The 18895-nt window shown below is 33.3% G+C and carries 25 protein-coding genes and 2 riboswitches; of the genes, 13 read left to right on the forward strand and 12 right to left on the reverse strand.

Annotated features, from left to right (window positions below):
• Positions 1 to 4 precede the first annotated feature (4 nt).
• Entirely contained in the window at positions 5 to 1117 is a 1113-nt protein-coding gene (gene gcvT, locus IEV35_RS05075; RefSeq protein WP_188383623.1) for a glycine cleavage system aminomethyltransferase GcvT, read from the reverse strand.
• 85 nt (positions 1118 to 1202) lie between these two features.
• Positions 1203 to 1288, reverse strand: a riboswitch (glycine riboswitch).
• Positions 1289 to 1290: 2 nt separating this feature from the next.
• Positions 1291 to 1389, reverse strand: a riboswitch (glycine riboswitch).
• A gap of 148 nt (positions 1390 to 1537) precedes the next feature.
• Here gcvT and IEV35_RS05080 point away from each other — a divergent pair.
• Complete coding sequence (locus IEV35_RS05080) at positions 1538 to 3202, forward strand: DEAD/DEAH box helicase (protein WP_188383624.1); 1665 nt, start codon at positions 1538 to 1540, stop codon at positions 3200 to 3202.
• A complete protein-coding gene (locus IEV35_RS05085) occupies positions 3192 to 3977 on the forward strand; it encodes a YqhG family protein (RefSeq protein ID WP_188383625.1) in 786 nt (261 codons plus the stop codon). The genes IEV35_RS05080 and IEV35_RS05085 overlap by 11 nt, the downstream gene beginning before the upstream one ends.
• A 49-nt stretch (positions 3978 to 4026) precedes the next feature.
• On the opposite strand, the gene IEV35_RS05090 is transcribed toward IEV35_RS05085, so the two are convergent.
• Complete coding sequence (locus IEV35_RS05090; protein ID WP_308419768.1) at positions 4027 to 4254, reverse strand: YqzE family protein; 228 nt, start codon at positions 4252 to 4254, stop codon at positions 4027 to 4029.
• On the reverse strand, positions 4244 to 4759 hold the full coding sequence (locus tag IEV35_RS05095) for a shikimate kinase (protein ID WP_188383626.1): 516 nt from the start codon (positions 4757 to 4759) through the stop codon (positions 4244 to 4246). The genes IEV35_RS05090 and IEV35_RS05095 overlap by 11 nt, the downstream gene beginning before the upstream one ends.
• 97 nt (positions 4760 to 4856) lie before the next feature.
• On the opposite strand from IEV35_RS05095, the gene comGA reads away from it, so the two are divergent.
• The 8 genes from comGA to IEV35_RS05135 all read left to right on the forward strand — a co-directional run bounded on the left by comGA (position 4857) and on the right by IEV35_RS05135 (position 9060).
• Positions 4857 to 5867 (forward strand): competence type IV pilus ATPase ComGA, encoded by a 1011-nt coding sequence (gene comGA / locus IEV35_RS05100; protein ID WP_188383627.1) that lies wholly within the window; start codon positions 4857 to 4859, stop codon positions 5865 to 5867.
• Positions 5854 to 6879, forward strand: coding sequence for a competence type IV pilus assembly protein ComGB (gene comGB, locus IEV35_RS05105; protein WP_188383628.1), 1026 nt, complete (start codon positions 5854 to 5856; stop codon positions 6877 to 6879). Before comGA ends, comGB begins: the two co-directional genes overlap by 14 nt.
• 12 nt (positions 6880 to 6891) lie before the next feature.
• Positions 6892 to 7209, forward strand: a complete 318-nt coding sequence (gene comGC, locus IEV35_RS05110) for a competence type IV pilus major pilin ComGC (RefSeq protein ID WP_188383629.1) — start codon at positions 6892 to 6894, stop codon at positions 7207 to 7209.
• Positions 7190 to 7624, forward strand: a complete 435-nt coding sequence (comGD, locus tag IEV35_RS05115; RefSeq protein ID WP_188383630.1) for a competence type IV pilus minor pilin ComGD — start codon at positions 7190 to 7192, stop codon at positions 7622 to 7624. The genes comGC and comGD overlap by 20 nt, the downstream gene beginning before the upstream one ends.
• Entirely contained in the window at positions 7611 to 7934 is a 324-nt protein-coding gene (locus tag IEV35_RS05120; protein WP_188383631.1) for a type II secretion system protein, read from the forward strand. Before comGD ends, IEV35_RS05120 begins: the two co-directional genes overlap by 14 nt.
• Positions 7918 to 8337 (forward strand): ComGF family competence protein, encoded by a 420-nt coding sequence (locus IEV35_RS05125; protein WP_188383632.1) that lies wholly within the window; start codon positions 7918 to 7920, stop codon positions 8335 to 8337. The genes IEV35_RS05120 and IEV35_RS05125 overlap by 17 nt, the downstream gene beginning before the upstream one ends.
• Positions 8306 to 8710 carry a hypothetical protein gene (locus IEV35_RS05130; RefSeq protein WP_188383633.1) on the forward strand — a complete coding sequence of 135 codons (405 nt, stop codon included), beginning with the start codon at positions 8306 to 8308 and terminating at the stop codon, positions 8708 to 8710. Before IEV35_RS05125 ends, IEV35_RS05130 begins: the two co-directional genes overlap by 32 nt.
• A gap of 107 nt (positions 8711 to 8817) precedes the next feature.
• A complete protein-coding gene (locus tag IEV35_RS05135) occupies positions 8818 to 9060 on the forward strand; it encodes a DUF2626 domain-containing protein (protein WP_188383634.1) in 243 nt (80 codons plus the stop codon).
• A 56-nt stretch (positions 9061 to 9116) separates the two neighbouring features.
• Here the strand turns inward: IEV35_RS05135 and IEV35_RS05140 are convergent, their stop codons facing one another.
• Entirely contained in the window at positions 9117 to 9743 is a 627-nt protein-coding gene (locus IEV35_RS05140; protein ID WP_188383635.1) for an MBL fold metallo-hydrolase, read from the reverse strand.
• A 173-nt stretch (positions 9744 to 9916) separates the two neighbouring features.
• On the opposite strand from IEV35_RS05140, the gene IEV35_RS05145 reads away from it, so the two are divergent.
• Positions 9917 to 10102, forward strand: coding sequence for a DUF2759 family protein (locus IEV35_RS05145; RefSeq protein WP_188383636.1), 186 nt, complete (start codon positions 9917 to 9919; stop codon positions 10100 to 10102).
• A gap of 191 nt (positions 10103 to 10293) precedes the next feature.
• On the opposite strand, the gene IEV35_RS05150 is transcribed toward IEV35_RS05145, so the two are convergent.
• From IEV35_RS05150 to rpmG, 8 genes are all read right to left on the reverse strand, one after another.
• The gene (locus IEV35_RS05150) at positions 10294 to 12174 is read right to left on the reverse strand and encodes an LTA synthase family protein (protein WP_188383637.1); all 1881 of its coding nucleotides are present in this window, start codon (positions 12172 to 12174) and stop codon (positions 10294 to 10296) included.
• 158 nt (positions 12175 to 12332) lie between these two features.
• On the reverse strand, positions 12333 to 13295 hold the full coding sequence (locus tag IEV35_RS05155) for an ROK family glucokinase (protein WP_188383638.1): 963 nt from the start codon (positions 13293 to 13295) through the stop codon (positions 12333 to 12335).
• 6 nt (positions 13296 to 13301) lie between these two features.
• The gene (locus IEV35_RS05160) at positions 13302 to 13514 is read right to left on the reverse strand and encodes a YqgQ family protein (protein WP_373284692.1); all 213 of its coding nucleotides are present in this window, start codon (positions 13512 to 13514) and stop codon (positions 13302 to 13304) included.
• A gap of 70 nt (positions 13515 to 13584) precedes the next feature.
• The gene (locus IEV35_RS05165; RefSeq protein ID WP_188383640.1) at positions 13585 to 15042 is read right to left on the reverse strand and encodes a spore germination protein; all 1458 of its coding nucleotides are present in this window, start codon (positions 15040 to 15042) and stop codon (positions 13585 to 13587) included.
• 148 nt (positions 15043 to 15190) lie between these two features.
• Entirely contained in the window at positions 15191 to 16732 is a 1542-nt protein-coding gene (locus IEV35_RS05170) for a rhomboid family intramembrane serine protease (RefSeq protein ID WP_188383641.1), read from the reverse strand.
• Between the two features lie 87 nt (positions 16733 to 16819).
• Positions 16820 to 17017, reverse strand: a complete 198-nt coding sequence (yqgO, locus tag IEV35_RS20295; protein WP_188383642.1) for a protein YqgO — start codon at positions 17015 to 17017, stop codon at positions 16820 to 16822.
• A gap of 72 nt (positions 17018 to 17089) precedes the next feature.
• Positions 17090 to 17647, reverse strand: a complete 558-nt coding sequence (locus tag IEV35_RS05180; protein ID WP_229740657.1) for a 5-formyltetrahydrofolate cyclo-ligase — start codon at positions 17645 to 17647, stop codon at positions 17090 to 17092.
• A gap of 86 nt (positions 17648 to 17733) precedes the next feature.
• Entirely contained in the window at positions 17734 to 17883 is a 150-nt protein-coding gene (gene rpmG, locus IEV35_RS05185) for a 50S ribosomal protein L33 (RefSeq protein WP_026681152.1), read from the reverse strand.
• A 171-nt stretch (positions 17884 to 18054) separates the two neighbouring features.
• Here rpmG and IEV35_RS05190 point away from each other — a divergent pair, with 171 nt between their 5' ends.
• Together IEV35_RS05190 and IEV35_RS05195 are read left to right on the forward strand one after the other, a co-directional pair.
• Positions 18055 to 18267 (forward strand): hypothetical protein, encoded by a 213-nt coding sequence (locus IEV35_RS05190; RefSeq protein ID WP_188383643.1) that lies wholly within the window; start codon positions 18055 to 18057, stop codon positions 18265 to 18267.
• Positions 18268 to 18290: 23 nt separating this feature from the next.
• Positions 18291 to 18860 carry a hypothetical protein gene (locus tag IEV35_RS05195; RefSeq protein WP_188383644.1) on the forward strand — a complete coding sequence of 190 codons (570 nt, stop codon included), beginning with the start codon at positions 18291 to 18293 and terminating at the stop codon, positions 18858 to 18860.
• The last annotated feature ends 35 nt before the right edge of the window (positions 18861 to 18895 follow it).

Here is an 18895-nt window from a genome sequence, read left to right on the forward strand (position 1 = left end):
CCTATTAATCCTGCTTTAAAAATGTTCTTGGAATAACTTTTGCACGAAGCTTACGCTTTCTCACCTGAATGGTTAGTTCATTATCTAGCGTAGCATATTCACTCTTAATTATAGCTAAGCCAATATTCTTTTGTAGAGTTGGTGATTGTGTACCAGAAGTAACAACACCGATTTCCTCATCTCCATATAAAACTTCGTACCCATGGCGTGGAATACCTTTATCGATCATCTCAATGCCGACTATTTTACGAGATGTTCCATTTTCTACTTGTTCTTTTAAAACTTCTTTTCCAATAAAATTCTCTTTCTTATTTACTTTAACAGCAAACCCAAGTCCAGCTTCAATTGGTGTAATTGACTGGGATAGTTCTTGTCCATAAAGTGGTAGGTTTGCTTCAAAGCGTAGCGTATCACGAGCCCCTAAGCCAACTGGTAGTAGTCCTTTCTCTTTACCTGCCTCTAAAATACGGTTCCAAAGAACTGGCCCTGCTTCAGCATCAATATATATTTCAAACCCACCTTCCCCGGTATAACCAGTTCTTGAAACAAGTGCTGGTTTTTCAATTCCAGATAAATATACTTCCTGATCAAATCGGAAGAATGTTATTGCACTTAAATCTGTTTCTGTCATCGTTTGTAAGATTTCTTCTGCTTTTGGTCCTTGTAATGCAACTTGTGCATAATTAGCCGATACATTTTGTATGGTTACTTCCTCAGCTGCATATTGATTATTTTTAATCATCCATTCAAAATCTTTATCGGTATTTGCAGCATTTACTACTAGTAAATATTCATTTTCACGGAGCATATAAATGAGAAAATCATCAACTGTGCCACCATCTTCGTAACACATAAAAGCGTATTGGGCTTTGTTAGGAACTAATTTGGATACATCATTTGTAGTGACATATTGTAGATACTCCAAACTTTTTGGACCTGTCACTAATATTTCTCCCATATGAGATACATCAAACAATCCAGCAGTCGTTCTTGTTGCTACATGTTCCTCTTTAATACTGGAAAATTGTACAGGTAAATCCCATCCCCCAAAGTCGATAGTTTTTGCCCCATACTTTTCATATTCAGAATAAATAGGTGTTCGTTTCAGTTCACTCACGATAACCACTCCCTTTTTAAATTTTCTAATAATTAACCATAAAAATAGAGACAGCTTGAAAGGGGCCTGTCCCCCTTCAATACTGCCTCTGTCCTGTAACCAGAAAGTTTAGCATTTATTGATAAATGCGTGCTTCGTGGGTGGTTTGTTAAGACAAACACTCTCCAGAGGTGCGTCCTACAAGGGTTCTTTTGCCTGAGAGATTCGCAACTTGCTTGCTCCTTCGGCGTTACCTGTTCTCCTCGAGTGGTAATCTCTCCCCTTGTACTCATTCGCCATAATGAAATTCTATCTTTATGGTTATACTATGTATCAAAACAAATTTTACGAAAGATATCGCTTACATTATACCATATTACAATTGAAAATGTATCCTTTACGTTCAATAAATTATGAAACTACTGATAAAGGAAGTATCAAATGAACAATATTGAAGTATCATATGATAATAATTTTATTAACGATTTACAAGAAAAACTAGACCATGATGGTCCTTTTTCATCTTGGGAACTTTTTAAAATGGCCTATGATGCAGAATTAACAACTTTCACAAAGGATTTCCATGGTTTAAGAGCATTAGAATTCTTACCAGAAATGAATTTTTTACCACATCAAGTGCAAACGGCAAAACAGGCAATTGAAGAAATGAATGGAAGAGCTATTTTAGCTGATGAGGTAGGGTTAGGAAAGACGATTGAAGCTGGATTAATCTTAAAAGAATATATGATTCGCGGACTTGCCAAAAAGATACTTATCTTAGTCCCCGCATCCTTAGTTAACCAATGGGTAAAAGAGTTAAATGAAAAGTTCTACATCCCTGCCGCAACATTTAAAAAACATTATCCGTGGGATAGTTATGACATTATTGTCACTTCTATTGATACAGCTAAAAGATCTCCGCACAGGGAAGCAATTTTAGATATTAATTATGATTTTGTATTAATAGATGAAGCACATAAATTAAAAAACCATAAAACAAAAAACTATGCATTTGTTCGTGCCCTAAAGAAAAAGTATTGTTTATTGCTAACTGCAACACCCGTACAGAATCAACTAATAGAAATTTTCAATCTTGTTTCAATTTTAAAACCTGGACATTTAGGAAACTATGAATCCTTTTTAGAAAAGTATGGAAAAGACCGTAAAAAGATCAATCAAGACACGTACTTAAAACAATTAGTTCAAAAAGTAATGGTTAGAAACACGAGAAAAGATACGTCACTCAATACAACAAAACGAAATATTGAAACCGTGTGGGTAGATTTTACCGATGAAGAGTATGAAGTTTACAACGAACTAGATAAGACGTTCCAACCGTTCTCTTCTTTTTCTAAAATTACCTTTTTAAGAGAATTATGTTCCTCCAGAGAAGCTTGTTATTTATCATTACAAAAATTTGTTAATAATGAAGAACATCATGGTAGGGAAATATTACAACCAATAATTGAAAGAATTGGTCAACTCCCCCATCATGCGAAAGCACAAAAAGTAGTGGAATTAATCAAAGAAATTGGCGATGAAAAAGTTATTATTTTCACCGAGTATCGAGCATCTCAACTGTACTTACAATGGATTTTACAGCAACATGGCATTACATCGGTACCATTTCGGGGAGGATTTAAACGTGGAAAAAAAGATTGGATGAAGCAATTATTCAAGGATCGGGCACAAGTATTAATTGCAACAGAAGCAGGAGGTGAAGGGATTAATTTACAATTTTGTAATTATATGATTAACTATGACCTTCCATGGAACCCAATGCGTTTAGAACAGCGTATTGGTAGAATACATCGTTATGGACAAGAAAAAGATGTTCATATCTATAACTTTGCCATTCGGAATACATTGGAAGAACATATTATGAAGTTACTTTATGAAAAAATTGCCCTTTTTGAAAAGGTTATTGGTCATTTAGATGATATATTAGCGGAGTTAAAAATAGATAGTTTTGAAGAAGAAATTCAATCCATAATGAAAGAATCATCATCAACTGGAGAAATAAAGATAAAGCTAGATAATTTAACGTCTATTATACAAAACACGCATCAAAATACCATGACGGAGGAATCACAGTATGGCAATTGAACTTCATTCGTTTCTAAAGGATTACTTCACCGCGCATCACTGTGAGATAATTTCCAATCAAGATGGCGTTCTTCAAATCCAACTAAACGAGAAAATGGATCGGGCACTTATGAATCGTCCTTTTTATTGGCACTATATTAAAAATATGGGTCGTGAAGGCGACCCAATGCAACTGACGTTAATAACTAATCAAGAAATTCAAGATCTCAAAGGGGAACGAATCCACTTTGGGAGTCCCCGTCTTCAGCAAATATTAAATCATTTAAAAGAAAATGAACGATTTACACGATTATTTCAAGTCGTTCAAGCAAATCAAAATACAGCCCTACATCCATGGTTAGTTGTTAACTTAAAAATAAGCTACATTGGAAAACATAAAAAGGATGAGATATTTTCGATTGGACTAAATTTAATCAATGGAGTTATGAAAACAGAAATGATGGATGCGTTACATGGGATAGAATTTGGAATGAAAATTTCAGATTTTTGTTATACGATTACACCCATTATTAAGCCTCAAAGTGGTTATAAACGAATACTTTCCGTAATTGATCAATATATTAGCGATTTAGATCATGACTGGGCAAAGGAATCACTAGAAACTTTAGAAAATGAAATGGAGCTTCTTAAACACTTTTATGAAGATGAGTGGGACGAGGAGATCGATCAGATGGAAAAGGAACTGCAAGATTTAAAAGAAAGATACCATCCAAAAATTCAAGTGAATATCGTAAACGGTGGGATTTTTTATCTGAATGGAAATTTTATAAACTAAACGATAAGGTCTAACTATTTGAACATATAATTAGACCTTACCCACCCTTTCACTCTACTTTCTTAAACATAGATTTAATAGCAAATGGCAATGCTCCAAACCATTTGTTTCCAATAGGTAGCATTTGGGAATTTGCTTTTTGTTCTAAACGTTTTTGTTTCCTTACTTCTTTTGGTTGATCAATATACGATACAACTTGTTCTGTCATATATTTTACATAATCATTTCCCTTTATCGTTATCACCTCTTTTTTCAAATGATTATTATTACTCTTCACGTTTTAAAACAGCTTTATACGTTGATAATTCTAATATGCGTAAGCCAACTTCTTCAATCGTCATATCATCACAATCAATTATGTAATCAGCATTCATTTCGTACAATCGAGTTCTTTTTTCATATAAACTATTAATATCTTTAGAATTATTCCATAGTGGACGTGTTCCATCATTGGTAATCCGTTGTTTAATTATTTCGAGTGACGTTTTTAAATAGATGAGAACGCCCGTTTCTTTCATAAATTGAATATTTTCTACCCTTTCGACAATGCCACCACCGGTTGAAACGATTACAGCATCGTTAATAGCCATTAATGTCTCCGATTCATACTGCCTAAAAACGGCTTCCCCGTCCTCTTGAAAAATGGACTTAATTTTCTTCTGTTGATTTTTTTCTACTAATTCATCAATATCTACATGGGTTAGGCCTGTTTTTTTACTAAGATAGTGAGAAGTGGAAGTTTTCCCGCATCCCATAAAGCCAATCAAGTATAGTTTCTTCATTTATTTCACCCTCTAAAATTTTTTTAATAAAAAAGAAGGATTTTGCATGTATATGTCGAATAATAATAAATAGAAAATAAGATGGAGGTGTAACTGATTGAATTCTGCACAGCTTCTGTCAGACAAAATTCTTCAACAAGCCCTTAAAAGTCAAGCCACTGATATTCATTTCTATCCCTTCACGCAAAATACCAATATTTATTTCAGAATACAAGGCAAGCGAATTCTACACACAACCATTTCAACTGTAGAATACGAATTACTTCTTACCTATTACAAGTTTACATCAGGGATGGATATTGGTGAAATAAGAAAACCCCAAAATGGTACTATTCCATACCAAACAAATTCTCAAGATTATTCTCTTCGATTATCTACATTACCTGTAAATCAATTAGAAAGCCTTGCAATGCGGATCCTTCCTCAAGGTAAACACTTTTCCCTCGATCAATTATTTTTATTCAAAAATCAATTAACAAAAATTAAACAATGGATGAATTTCCGTGCGGGATTAATTTTAATTTCCGGTCCAACTGGTAGTGGGAAAACAACTACACTTTATGCATTACTAGAGGAGACGTTAAAAAATGGCTCTTTCCAAACCATTACACTCGAAGACCCAATTGAAAAGAATATTGATGACATCTTACAAGTACAGGTTAATGAAAAAGCAGGGATTACGTATCAAACTGGGTTAAAAGCTGCACTACGGCATGACCCAGATATAATCATGGTTGGAGAAATAAGGGATAGACATACTGCAAAATTTGCATTGGAGGCTTCTTTAACAGGGCATTTAGTCTTAAGTACTATTCACGCCAAAAACACAATTGGTACGATTCAGCGACTATTGGAAATGGGATTGACTAGAGTTGAGTTGGAACAATCATTAATTGGGATTTCTTCTATTCAATTAATACCTATCATCTCTAGTAACGAATCAAAACGAAGAGCAGCTCTACTAGAAATATTGGATGGAAAATTATTAAGCAAAGCTATACAAGGCGAAAATATTAATTTCAATCATTATAAACATACTTTCTTCTATTTAAAAAGGAAGGCATGGAGCTATGGATTTATCTCTAACGAGACTTTTGAGAAAGAATAAACGATTACCTGCTTCCATCCAATTATCGTTTCTGAATAGACTATCTAGATCCCTATCCAATGGGTATTCATTATTAGCTGCTTTAGAGACATTAAAATGGGATAAAACATTACAATCACTTGCAATTGAGATTATCGATCAATTAAAACGTGGTATTTCCTTCGAACAAGCACTAGAAAGACTGTCCTTCCATTCCCTCATTACAACATATATCTATTTTTCAAAGGAACATAGCGATTTAGAAGAAAGTATTCTCCAATGTATAGACATATACGAGCAAAGGCTAATGTATAAGAAAAAATTCGCGCAAGCAATTCGCTACCCTATCATCCTCACTATCATTTTTACAATTACATTTATGTTTATTCAACAGAAAGTACTCCCGTATATAATGAATTTATTTCAAACTGGTAGTGGCGATAGTTTTTTTCTTATGTCGATAATACATTTATTTTCCATCTTGTATATTAGCCTCGTCATCATTGGTGTCATTATTGGCATTACGATTATATGTTGGAAGTATTGGAAACACCGGTTGCCAATCTCAAAGCAAATTAGAATATATCAAGCCATCCCATTTTATCGAAGTTACTTAACATTGAACACATCCTTTTTATTTTCTACTCATTTTGGCTCCCTACTCGGTACTGGCCTATCAATTAGAGATGTGTTAATCATTCTAGCGAATCAAAGTAAACTTCCACTACTTTCCTATTATGCAACTCAATTAACCGAAAGCCTAAATAACGGAAGACATATCTCCATGACTATGAGTGAATTATCATTTATTAGTCCACAACTTGCATCTATTTTCCAAAAAAATACGAATCAAGAAGAACTAAAAAATGACTTAACTATCTATGCTACTTTTTTAACGGAGGAAATTAACCAGAGAATTATTAAATTTATTACGTATATTCAGCCTATCTTTTTCATTGTTTTAGGGCTTGTAATCATCATGATTTATTTATCCATTATGTTACCTATGTATCAATTAATCGAAACATTTTAAGGAGGAGTTCAAATGTTTAGAAATGAAAAAGGATTTACTTTAATAGAAATGTTAGTGGTGATGATGGTCATTTCCATCATATTATTACTTGTTATTCCAAACTTAGGGGAAAAGAATAAAAAAGTACAAGAGGACGGTTGTGATGCTTTAGTTGCAGTCGTACAAGCTCAAGTTGATACGTATTACTTAGAAAATGGAACGTATCCTGAAAACCTTGAAGTACTGCTAGATGAAAAATATCTCCGTAGTGAAGATCAACTTTCCTGCTCTGGGAAACCTCTATCTCTCGAAAATGGGATAGTGACCGATAATGGATCTACAACAAACTAAACAATCTGGATTTACCCTGATTGAAATTTTAGTAGTACTTTCAGTCATCAGTATCGTGCTTCTCATCTCAATACCAATCTCCACGTCCTTTATCGAACGAAAAAACGAAGAAACTGTTTTACACATACTTGAATATGATTTGTTATATTTACAAAATCAAACCCTTGGGTCTTCATATTACAATCGAATTGTTCTTTATGAAGATCGATACGTTATTGAGACGTCAGATAATAAAGACATTATCCGAAACCTCCCAACTGGATGGAGAATTAATAGGCGTCAATATCGTTCTATCGCTTTTAATGAATATGGGACAATTCGTCAAGCTGGAACAATCCAGTTAATATCTCCGAAGAACAAATATAATATAGTATTTCCTCCTGGTAAGGGACGTGGATATATTGAAAAACAATAGAGGTTTTACAGTTATAGAAGTTATCGTTTCCTTAACTATTTTTTTACTTCTATGTACACTACTTATCCCCCTAGTCACTCACATTTCTTTTGAAAGAGAAGTATTGAGTGAGCGAAGAGCTGTCACTTACGTTTTACATGATGAAATGCAATCTAAAGTTGTACCATCGTCATTCCAAAGAGAAATAGATTCCATCTCTGTAACGTTTACATTTAACAGGTTTGAAGATTCACTAATAATAGGCTGTGCAACATGGCTTAATATCATGCAGCGCAAAGAAGAGGTCTGTCTATATGGTTGGGAAGAATAATGAAAGAGCCTTTACTTTCTATACTGTTCTGTTAATGATTACGTTAGCTATCATATGTATTCATATATATGGTGCTATTGTAAAAACATTTCCCCGGGAACATCATTATGATGAGATTTCCATCCAACAATTATTTCATTTTATTCAGCATAATGTAAATCAAGTGAACGAACTGTCTATTAAGAATAACAAGGTTAGTATGACTACATTAACAGGAGATCTTGTTTCTATCGAAAAATATGGTAACGTCATTCGTAGACAAGTGAATAATCAAGGTCATGAAATATTATTAAGAAATATCCGGGATTTTCAATGTCAGCTTCTCCCCCATGGTTTCAAAATTATTATTTCGTCAAGTAAAGGAGATACATATGAAAAAGAAATCGTATTTCTTCCAGAATGAACAAGGGTTCACATTGCCACTTGTTTTAATGTTAACAGCAATAACTTTACTGTATGTATCAACGAACTTGATTAAATATCATCATGACAGTAAAATGACGGCAAATCTTATCGAACAAATAACAGCACAATCACTATTTGAATTAAGTTATAGGAAGTATAAAAGCGAACAATACTCACAATATAATAATGGTGTAGAAAAAATTAATTATACTTTTCCAAATGGGATTGTTACGATTGAGATTTCTCAATCAGTTGATTACATCCATTTAACCTTTATTATTCAAACAAATGGTGGCTATTTATATGAAGTTACTAAATCATTAATCATGCACCCGAATGAAGATTTCTCTTCGTATACATGGAGGATTTGATTTCTAGCCAAGAAATAATTCACCATTTATTCAAAATGTGTTTCGTTTACATTATTGCATGACTTGTATATAATAACATTGAGACAGAGTGAAAAGGAGGGGAAATGATGGACAGAATGTTTCGAGTCCTTGCCTTTTGGACTGGTATTTTCACAGTAATGTTCTATGCCGGTGGTATGACTGGTCCCGCATTACTATCCCTAGTTCAAACAATATTTTTCCTAACAATAGGTTATTTGAAATTATCTGAGCGTATGTACATGTACTTGTTCGGAGCTTACTTAACTGTTTTCATGATAGGTTTTACGTGGTATTCAGAATTCCATTTAGTGCCTGGTTTCGGGCATTAAGTAAACAAAAAACCCTGCGCATACATAACATGCCACTTGCAGGGTTTTTTGTTTTCTTAAATTGCATTCACAAAAGGATTTAATCGTTTCTCTTCTCCTATAGTCGTTTGCGGGCCATGTCCTGGATAAACAATAGTTTGGTCCGCTAACGGGTAGATTGTACGTTGAATCGATTCTTCTAACACGGAAAAATCGCCACCTGGTAAATCAGTTCTACCAATACTTCTATGAAATAACACATCTCCACTTATAATAATTCCCTCTTTTTCAAAATAGAAGCTAATGCTACCTGGAGAATGCCCTGGGGTGTGAAAAATTTCCATTTCAAAAATATCAAGTTGATATTTCCCAGGCTGTAATAATATATCTGGTGAAGCTGTTTTGATTTCTCCACCAAAAAATCGACTGGAGCCATTTAGAGTTGGTTCTTTTAGCCATTCTTTTTCTAAGGCATGCATGTATACCTTAATATTATAATGATTGCGTAATTGCTCTACAGCTCCAATATGATCAAAGTGTGCATGAGTTAACAGGATAGCCAAAGGTTCTACTCCCTCTTCAGTTAGCCAATTTATAACTTTATCCCCTTCTGCTCCTGGGTCAATAATAATCGCTTTTTTATTCTTATAGAGGATATAACAATTTGTCCCTAAAGCCCCTAGTGGAAAGTTCTTAATTTGCAATGCATTTCCCTCCTGTTATTGTGGTTGTGAAGAAATTTTTAACTTTATATGATTTCCTCGACAAATAGTTAATTTTATACTAGAATAAATGTGGTAGTATAATACATATTAATATAAATGAATTTTTTAAACAAACAAAGATCAATGGTTATCTGTAAGGAGGTAAAGCTTCAATGCCAATGCAACATATTGTATTAGGAATTATTTTCTTAGTTGTAGCAATTGTTTCGGTTGTATCTGTTATCCGTCAGTTAAAGTATAGAAATTTCCTTGCATTAGGATTCTCAGTTCTATCCGTACTTGCTTTTGGATTTTTCTCGATCGCCACAATCATTTCTGTTTTAAAAGATAATTTATAAGAATAAAAAACTAGCGAAGTCAAACGATTTCGTTAGTTTTTTTATTTTTATTGGAATGATTAAGTTGATGTGAGAAGAATTAATGATTGCAATTAACGCATAAACACCACATTCACCCACGGAAAACAATATATATTTCCGGGCCACATGTGGTGTTTATTCATTTAAAACTATTTTTATTTAGTAAGATTCTACTTTTCTTCACCAAAATCCACAAATCGGAATAGATCTCCGTAAATGATGTCATCGGAATAACTTAATTCCTGATTTACTTTCTCTGTAAATTCAAAACAAGCATTCGCATCAGTTTCATCCAGCAATTCGCCTGTTGTAAAATTATAACAATTGTCGCTCGTATAGATATAATCTTTTGTTATATAATCTCCATTACGTAAGATGACATATCCTTTTCGATCTTCGTTAAATAAATCATTTCCAAAGTAAATATCCTCATCATTTTCAATTCCAAGTAGACTTAGAATAGTTGGTTTCATATCAATTTGGCCGGAAATAGTTGATTTTACTTCCCCTTCTCCATGACCTGGGATATGAATAAACAATGGTACACGCTGTAATTGAACATGATCATATGGTGTAATTTCCTCTTTATCAAGATATTGACTCATTGCTTTATTATGGTTAGAACTTATTCCATAGTGATCTCCCATAATAATGATAATCGAATCTTCATAAATCCCTGCATCTTTTAATTGGTTAAAGAATAATTCAATGGATTCATCCATGTAACGAACAGTTGGAAAATAATTGTTTAACGTATTTGAGTTTGAATCATAGCGATCAATTGACCGATCTTTTACATCAAGTTCAAATGGAAAATGGTTTGTTAATGTAATGAACTTCGCATAGTACGGTTCTTCAAGAGTCTGTAAATACTTCATAGATTGCTCAAAAAATTGTTTATCCTTTAAGCCCCAACCAATACTATTATTCTCGTTCACTTCATATGCATCTTGATCATAATAATAGTCAAACCCTAAATTAGGATACATTTGGTCACGATTATAGAAACTATCATTATTTGCATGGAATACCGTTGTATAATACCCCTCATTACCTAAAATTTCTGGCATCGCTCGATAATCATTTTGTGCATGGGTATAAAACACTGCTCCCCTTGGTAAAGGGTATAATGAATTTTCTGTTAGAAATTCTGAATCAGAAGTTTTTCCTTGTTCTGTTTGGTGATAAAAATTTTCAAAGTAATACGTATCTTCATCTTCAACTAAGCGATTAAGGAATGGTGTAACTTCTTGCCCATTTACTGTATTACCAATTACGAAGCTTTGAATCGATTCTGCAGAAATAAAGATAACATTTTTTCCTTCCGCAATTCCAAATAAATCTGATTTGCCATTTTGTTTTATTTCGTTATTAACATATTCGTCAATGGATGGTAACTCACTACCATCTGCAAAAACATGCTGTGTTTTAACTTTAGAATGAAGTACAGCATCATAAATATGATAATTAAACAAACCAATATATTTTACTAAATATTCCCTGTCAAATGCTCTAGTAAATAATTGGGGACGTTCCATTTCTGCTAAAAAGAAATTACCCACTAATAAAGCAAGCGATAAAGCAAAAGCACATATTTTTCCACTTTTTGGATAGCTGGTCTTTACTTTAATCACATGCTTTTTACTTAAATACCAAACTATGATGACATCAATAAATAGTATAATATCATATACTTTTATTAATGAAAGAATACTGGAACCTAAATCCCCTGCATTTCCACCTTGCCCTAGTTGTGGAAGAGTTATAAAGTCCGAAAAAGACCGGTAGAATACTAGGTTTGCATAAATTATAAGTGTCCCAATTAACACCATATACCGTAGATACTTCATTTGCCTTTCCGGTGTCTTAATCCATACACTTACAGCAAATACTAGAAAGGCTGATACAAACGGATTAATAAATAAAATTAATTCTTGCATACCATTTTCTAGATCAAGACTGAAAAAGAAACGGTATACGATGTAGGTTTTTAACCCGAATATTAATGTCGCTAATACATATAAAGGAATATTTTTTCCTTTACGTTTCATATTATTTCCTCCTAAAAACTACTACTTTACTATATGCAGATTTATTTTGATAGTAACGGCATGAAAACCATTTGAACTAAACAAACTATCTATTAAGACGAATAAAACAACAAAAAGGTTTCAAGATTGTTACAATTTATAGGAGAAATTATTATCGATTAAGCTAGATTCTGTTGAACTAAGTATGCAGCACCAATGATTCCAGCATCATTACCTAATTCTGCAATTTTAATTTCACATGCTTCACTTGTTCTTCGTAGAGCATATTTTGTAAATGAATCTTTAATCGGTTGTAATAATTGTTCACCAGCATTAGACATACCCCCACCAATTAAGATCATCGAAGGATTAATGGTCACTGCTAAATTTGCTAAAGCCATTCCCAACGTATTAGCAGTATAGTCGATAATATGATTACAATCTTTATCACCTTGTTTAGCCAAATCAAAGATTAGCTTAGATGTAATTTTACCATTTTGTGCGTATTGCAAAGCAAGTGGACTAGAAGGTTTATTTTCAATTATTTTCATTGCTTGCCTTACCACTCCTGTTGCAGAAGCAATGGTTTCCAAACATCCTGTTCGACCACAATTACAAGCATATCCATTTGGATCGACAATTATATGTCCTATTTCCCCTGCTGTCCCGTTAATACCATTTAAAATTTTACCTTTAGCAATGATACCACCGCCAACTCCTGTTCCAAGTGTCACAGCAATCACATCTTTTGCCTTATGGCCTGCACCTAACCAGTTTTCACCTAATGCTGCAATATTAGCATCATTCTCAACATATACTGGTAATCCAGTTTTACTAGTCATATAATCTCTTAGATTAAATTCTTTCCACCCAATATTAACTGCTTCATATACATACCCATTTTCTCCATCAATAAATCCTGGTGCACCAATGCCGATACCCAGTACATCGTTTGTATCCAATTCTAAAGTCGTTAATTTAGCTAATACAGAGCTCCAAATCTGATCAATTACGATTTTACCATCATTTGATTTTGTAGTTTCAATTTCCCATTTTTCAATTATTTCACCAGTAGATTGTAGTATACCAATTTTTACTGTAGTACCTCCTATATCTACTCCAATGATAATGTTTTTATTCATTACAATTCACCCTTTTTTTGAAATATAGTTATTTATCTCATGACGGATGACTAATATAGCAGTTCGATAAGATTCTATATCTATTAAACCTGCTTTGTATAATTCGGTTATTTCGTTTTGCATTAACTCCAAATCTCCAAGTCTATCCCCTGTATAAATAAATGTTCCAAATCTTTTTAATACTTGCTGTACGTCATATAACGTTTTCACTCTTATCACCAATTTCTATTATATAGCAAAACGCACCAAAAGAAATAGTTTTTTGTTAATGTAAAAAAGACCCATACCTTTATCGGTCTGGGTCCTCAGGATGTAGTATGGAAGGCCTTTTTCGTTTAAGTGGTATTGGTGTGCGAATAAAGACATCACGAAATGCACGAGGTGAAAACGGTAATACCGGCCAAAAGTAGGGTATTTCAAATGACCTCATACGGACTGTATAAATGAGCAAGAATAATAATGCTATCATATACCCAACTACTCCAAACGCAGCAGCTGCAAGTAGTAAAAATAGCCGGACAATCCGGTTAGCAAGACTCATTTCATAACTTGGTGTTGCATAAGTACCAATTGCTGCAACAGCTAAATAAAGAATCACTTCATATGAAAATAATCCTACTTCAATAGCAACTTGTCCGATGAGTATTGCAGCTACTAGCCCTATTGCAGTAGCTAAAGAGGTTGGAGTATGTATGGCCGCCATTCGTAACATATCAATACCTAATTCGGCTATAAGAAACTGAATTAATATTGGAATAGTCCCCATTTCATTGGGGCCAATAAATGCTAGTTGCTCTGGTAGAAGTTCAGGATTAGTCGAGAATAAATAATACAATGGCAAAATAAAAATAGATGCCCATACAGCAATAAACCTAACAAATCGTAAGTAAGCACCAATTAACGGTTTTTGCCGATACTCTTCAGCATGCTGTAAATGATGCCAATACGTTGTTGGTGTAATAATAACACTTGGTGAACCATCAATGATGATTAATATATGTCCCTCATACAAATGGGCAGCAGCTGTATCTGGTCTCTCCGTATAACGTACGGTAGGAAATGGGTTCCAATGTCTACCACTTATATACTCTTCGACTGTTTTTTCAGCCATCGGTAATCCATCAGTATCAATTTCTTTTAATTTACTTTTCAGATCCTCAACTCTTTTTTTATCGGCAATATCTTCTAAATAACAAATACATATATCAGTTAACGAGCGTCTCCCAATTTGCATATATTCCATTCTTAACGAACGATCACGTACTCTTCTACGGGTTAATGCAGTGTTAAATACAATTGTCTCTACATAGCCATCACGTGAACCCCGAACAACTCGTTCTAAGTCAGGTTCACCTGGAGAACGGACAGGATATGTTCTAGCATCAATAATTATTACTTTATTTACCCCTTCCACTATTAAGGCGGTTGGACCTGCTAGAATGGTATCTGCCGCTTGATTTAAATCATCTACTTGATCTAATTCAACATATGGTAAATATTGTTTCAGTAATTTTGTTAAAGCATCTGGTTCTAAATGTTCTGGTTCGAGTTTAGCTAAAAATTTCATCAACAGATGTAAAATATCGTCTTTTGCAAAGCCGTCAATAAAAAACATCGACATTTTTCTTCCAGCATATTCTAAGTCTAAATTAACGATATCAAAGCTTTTGTCTATTTGTAATCGTTCTTGCATATAGGAGTTATTCTGTTCGTATGACGAAAATACTGGTTGCTTTTCTTTTTCCATAGTTCCTCCATGCAATATTATTTGATATCTGTTAGTTTATGTATGGTAACTATTTCTATACACTACTATTCTCTTTAAACGAGCATACAAGAAACCCCAGAAAGTAAACATTATTCTGGGGCCATCAATATTTATTCATATTAAAATTCTAATTTTTATCAAGACTTTCATATAACTCGATTACTCGTTCATCATTAGGATTTAATTCATATGCTTTCTGAAGCATTTCCTTAGCACGTTCATCTTCTGTTTCAATATACAGTATACTTAAATTGAAATAAGCTTGTGGCAATTCTTTTGGATCCTCCATTACTTTTATACACGCTTCTAAATCCTCAATCGCTTTTTCTAACTCATTTAATTGTATATATGCATAGGAACGTTGAAATAAAAGTAACGCTTCCACATCTTCTGGATTTTCGAGTCCTTTTGTTGCACTATCAATTACTTCTTCATATTTTTCATCTGGTAGTAACTGATCAATCTTCATTAATTGATACGTTGCATTTGCTTCGTTATTGTCTACACCAAACAAGAACATCCAACCGACAACAATCAAATAAATACCGATTCCAATTACTTGAGTCATTATATTTTTCTTCTTTGGAAAGTGGACGATAGCACTAGCAACGAACCCAGCAATTAATCCCCCAAAATGAGCTGTAACATCCAGTTGTGGCATAGAGAAACCAAGAATGATATTAATTCCTAATAAGAATAATATATTCGTTCCAATCGTTTGAAAAAAGATACGTTTATGGAATATACCAAAATATAGAAATGCGCCGAACAACCCATATAATGCTCCTGAAGCACCAGCTGATAAGTTGGTTACAAGTGCAAAGCTAGCAACTCCCCCACCTACACCTGCAAGCATATAAATTATTAAGAATCTAACTGAACCATAAATACGCTCAGCTAGCGACCCAAAGAAATAGAGAAATAACATATTAGAAGCAAAGTGTAATAGACCAATATGTAAGAACATGGAAGTGACAATCCGCCACCATTCTCCATCTATTATTAATGGATTATATTTTGCTCCAAATTCAATTAACGTTAGATGATTTTCACTACCACCATTCCACTCTAATAATAAAAATAAGATGGCATTTATAGCAATTAACAGGTAAGTAAATATTGGTTTACCAAAAGAGAAAATACCTTCTTCTTTTTTCTGTTTTTCTTTAATTTTATTGTATAATTCTAGCTTTAATTGCTGGATTGAATGCTCTAGATTTTCTTCCGGTATTGTTTCTACGTTTGGGAATACAGCTCCAATATTTTCACTAAGGCGATTTTTTTCTGTGACAATTTCATCACCAGATAAATAATAGATTTTCATTTTAATTGGATTCTTCTCTTGTACCATTAATGGTTTCTTTAGCATTTCCCAGCTGTCAATAGGCGTAAAAGGGGAAATATATACATTATGTATTTCAATTTGTTTACCTTGTAATAATTTTCGCATTGCTCTTGTCTTTTGAAACACAATTGCAATATCTTTTTTGAGATGGTTTTTCCAGTCGAATCCAACAGTAGAAATACGAACAACACGAGACGTTTTCTCCTCATACTTTTCTAACCAAATTTCAGCTAAATTATTATTAATATGGATAGCCTCATATCCGTTTTCTACTGTAAGATGATGAGCAATTTTGTACATCATGTATGTTGATTTTATGTCCATTCATTCCCCTCCCTATACCTATCATACCAAAAAGAAGTAAAGAATTCTTTCCAAAAAAAAAGAACTGTTTAGACAGCTCTTTTAACATTAATTCGTAGGTTCCACCGTATCTTTAAATATACTTGGCAGTATATTTTTACGGATAGATGGCATATTCATGGAAATTGAAACAGCTATTTTCCTTAAAAAGCTCACTGCCAACATGGCATTCATCATTTTATAACGCCACTTATACAATATTGAAAAAAGCCCTACTATTACTGTTAAAATTACAAATACTCTCAACTATAAACACCCTTTCTAAAGGCTAACTATTTATAGTTTTATCCATCTATGTAAAATTATTCGAGCATCTTCTTATTTAATAAACCCTTGTTCCGTAAGCAAATGATCTACTGCAATATCATGGGACTCGATTGGCATCATTTCAATTAATTGTTTAGTATGCAATATGGATAATGAGATACCATTATAATACGCCAAAAACCGATCATAGTATCCTCCCCCAAATCCAATTCGATAACCTTTCGAATGAAATACCACTCCAGGAACAATGACTAAATCTATTCGATTCGGATGAACTTTATTACTTTCCACAGGTTTAGGTTCTAATAAATTAAAATATACCGTCTCTAATTCACTAAAGTTATGTAATTGGTAAAATTCAAGTTTCTTTTCTTCCGGTATACATTTAGGAACAACCATGATTTTTTCATCAGCCCAACCTTGTTCAATAATTAATTTCGTGTCCCATTCTATCCCGTTAGAGATTGTTATCCCAATAGTCTTTGCCTGTTTCCAATAGGTGGATTGAAATAACTGATTATGCAATCTTGTTTCAATCTCTACTTTTTCGTTTGCTAGATTTTTTAATAAGTTAATGGTCTGATTCCGTAATTCTTCTTTTTTTTCCACTCCAGATCTCTCCCTACTTTTAATATCCTGAATGTAGAAAAAAGCTTGCTCTAATGTGTTGAGAGCAAGCTTCTAAAGTAAAAAGATTATTTTGTTTCACGGTGTAACGTATGTTTTTTAAGACGTGGGCAATATTTCATAAGCTCAATACGTTCAGGATTCGTACGTTTGTTTTTTGTTGTAATATAATTACGATCTCCTGTTTCAGTACAAGCTAAAGTAATGTTTACTCTCATGTTTTTCCCTCCAAACTTATCTTAACTTGCAAACTTGCATTATTAGTTCATTTCAGACTTATTAATAATAGCAGATGTTTGCTAATCAATCAAGTGTATGGAAAAAAATTATAGTTTCATCTTGTCGAATTGTGTGATATAAATAGTAATGAATAGATTGGAGGTAATAAGATGCTACTTGCAGTTGGAGTATCCATTGTGGTAATTGCTATTGCTCTATTTATCCTTTCATACTTTATGAATGACCGTTTCGAAAAGATTGAAAGTGAATTAGAACAATTATCAGTTTCTACCATGCAGGATACGTATCAATTAAAGAAAAAAGTGAAAGTTCTAGAAGAAGAACTTCTAACAGATGGTATTGGAGAAAGTGAATACTATTAATCTATTAATTTAAGGTGGGAAACATGAAACAAACAATACGTGGATTTGCAGTTGGTTTATTTACCGCTGCAGTAATAATGTTAGCCGTTAACTACTTTACTAATGGAACTAAACAAGATATATCAGAAGTTCCAATTGAACATATTGTCGAAGAATTAAAAGACAAAGGTTACCGAGTACTTACTGAGGATGACTATATCTCTTTATCAATCAGTGGTGAAGTAAGTAAAAAAGAAACTGAAATAGCTTCTGATGATACGAAGAATGAGGATTCTGAGTCCAATGAAACTGAATCCAAAAACGAAGAAAGTTCTTCCGATGAAGATACGGAGGAAAATAACCAAGAACAAAAAGAAGAAGTAGAAGATCAAGAAGAGAAGGAAACTACCAAAACATATACTGTATCTATCACTTCAGGTATGGCACCATCTACAATCAGTAAAGAATTAGAAAGTAATGGGATTATTGAAAATGCCGATGAGTTTATAACGTACTTAGAAGACGAAGGATATGTTGTTCGAATTCAACTTGGTGAGTTTACAATAGCTAGTGATATGAGTTTCTATGAAATTGCAGAAGCATTAACAAAATAAAAAGGAAGAGGTATATTAGGAGTTTACATCCTTTC

The sequence above is a fragment of the Ornithinibacillus halotolerans genome (assembly GCF_014637405.1).
GTDB lineage: Bacteria > Bacillota > Bacilli > Bacillales > Amphibacillaceae > Ornithinibacillus > Ornithinibacillus halotolerans.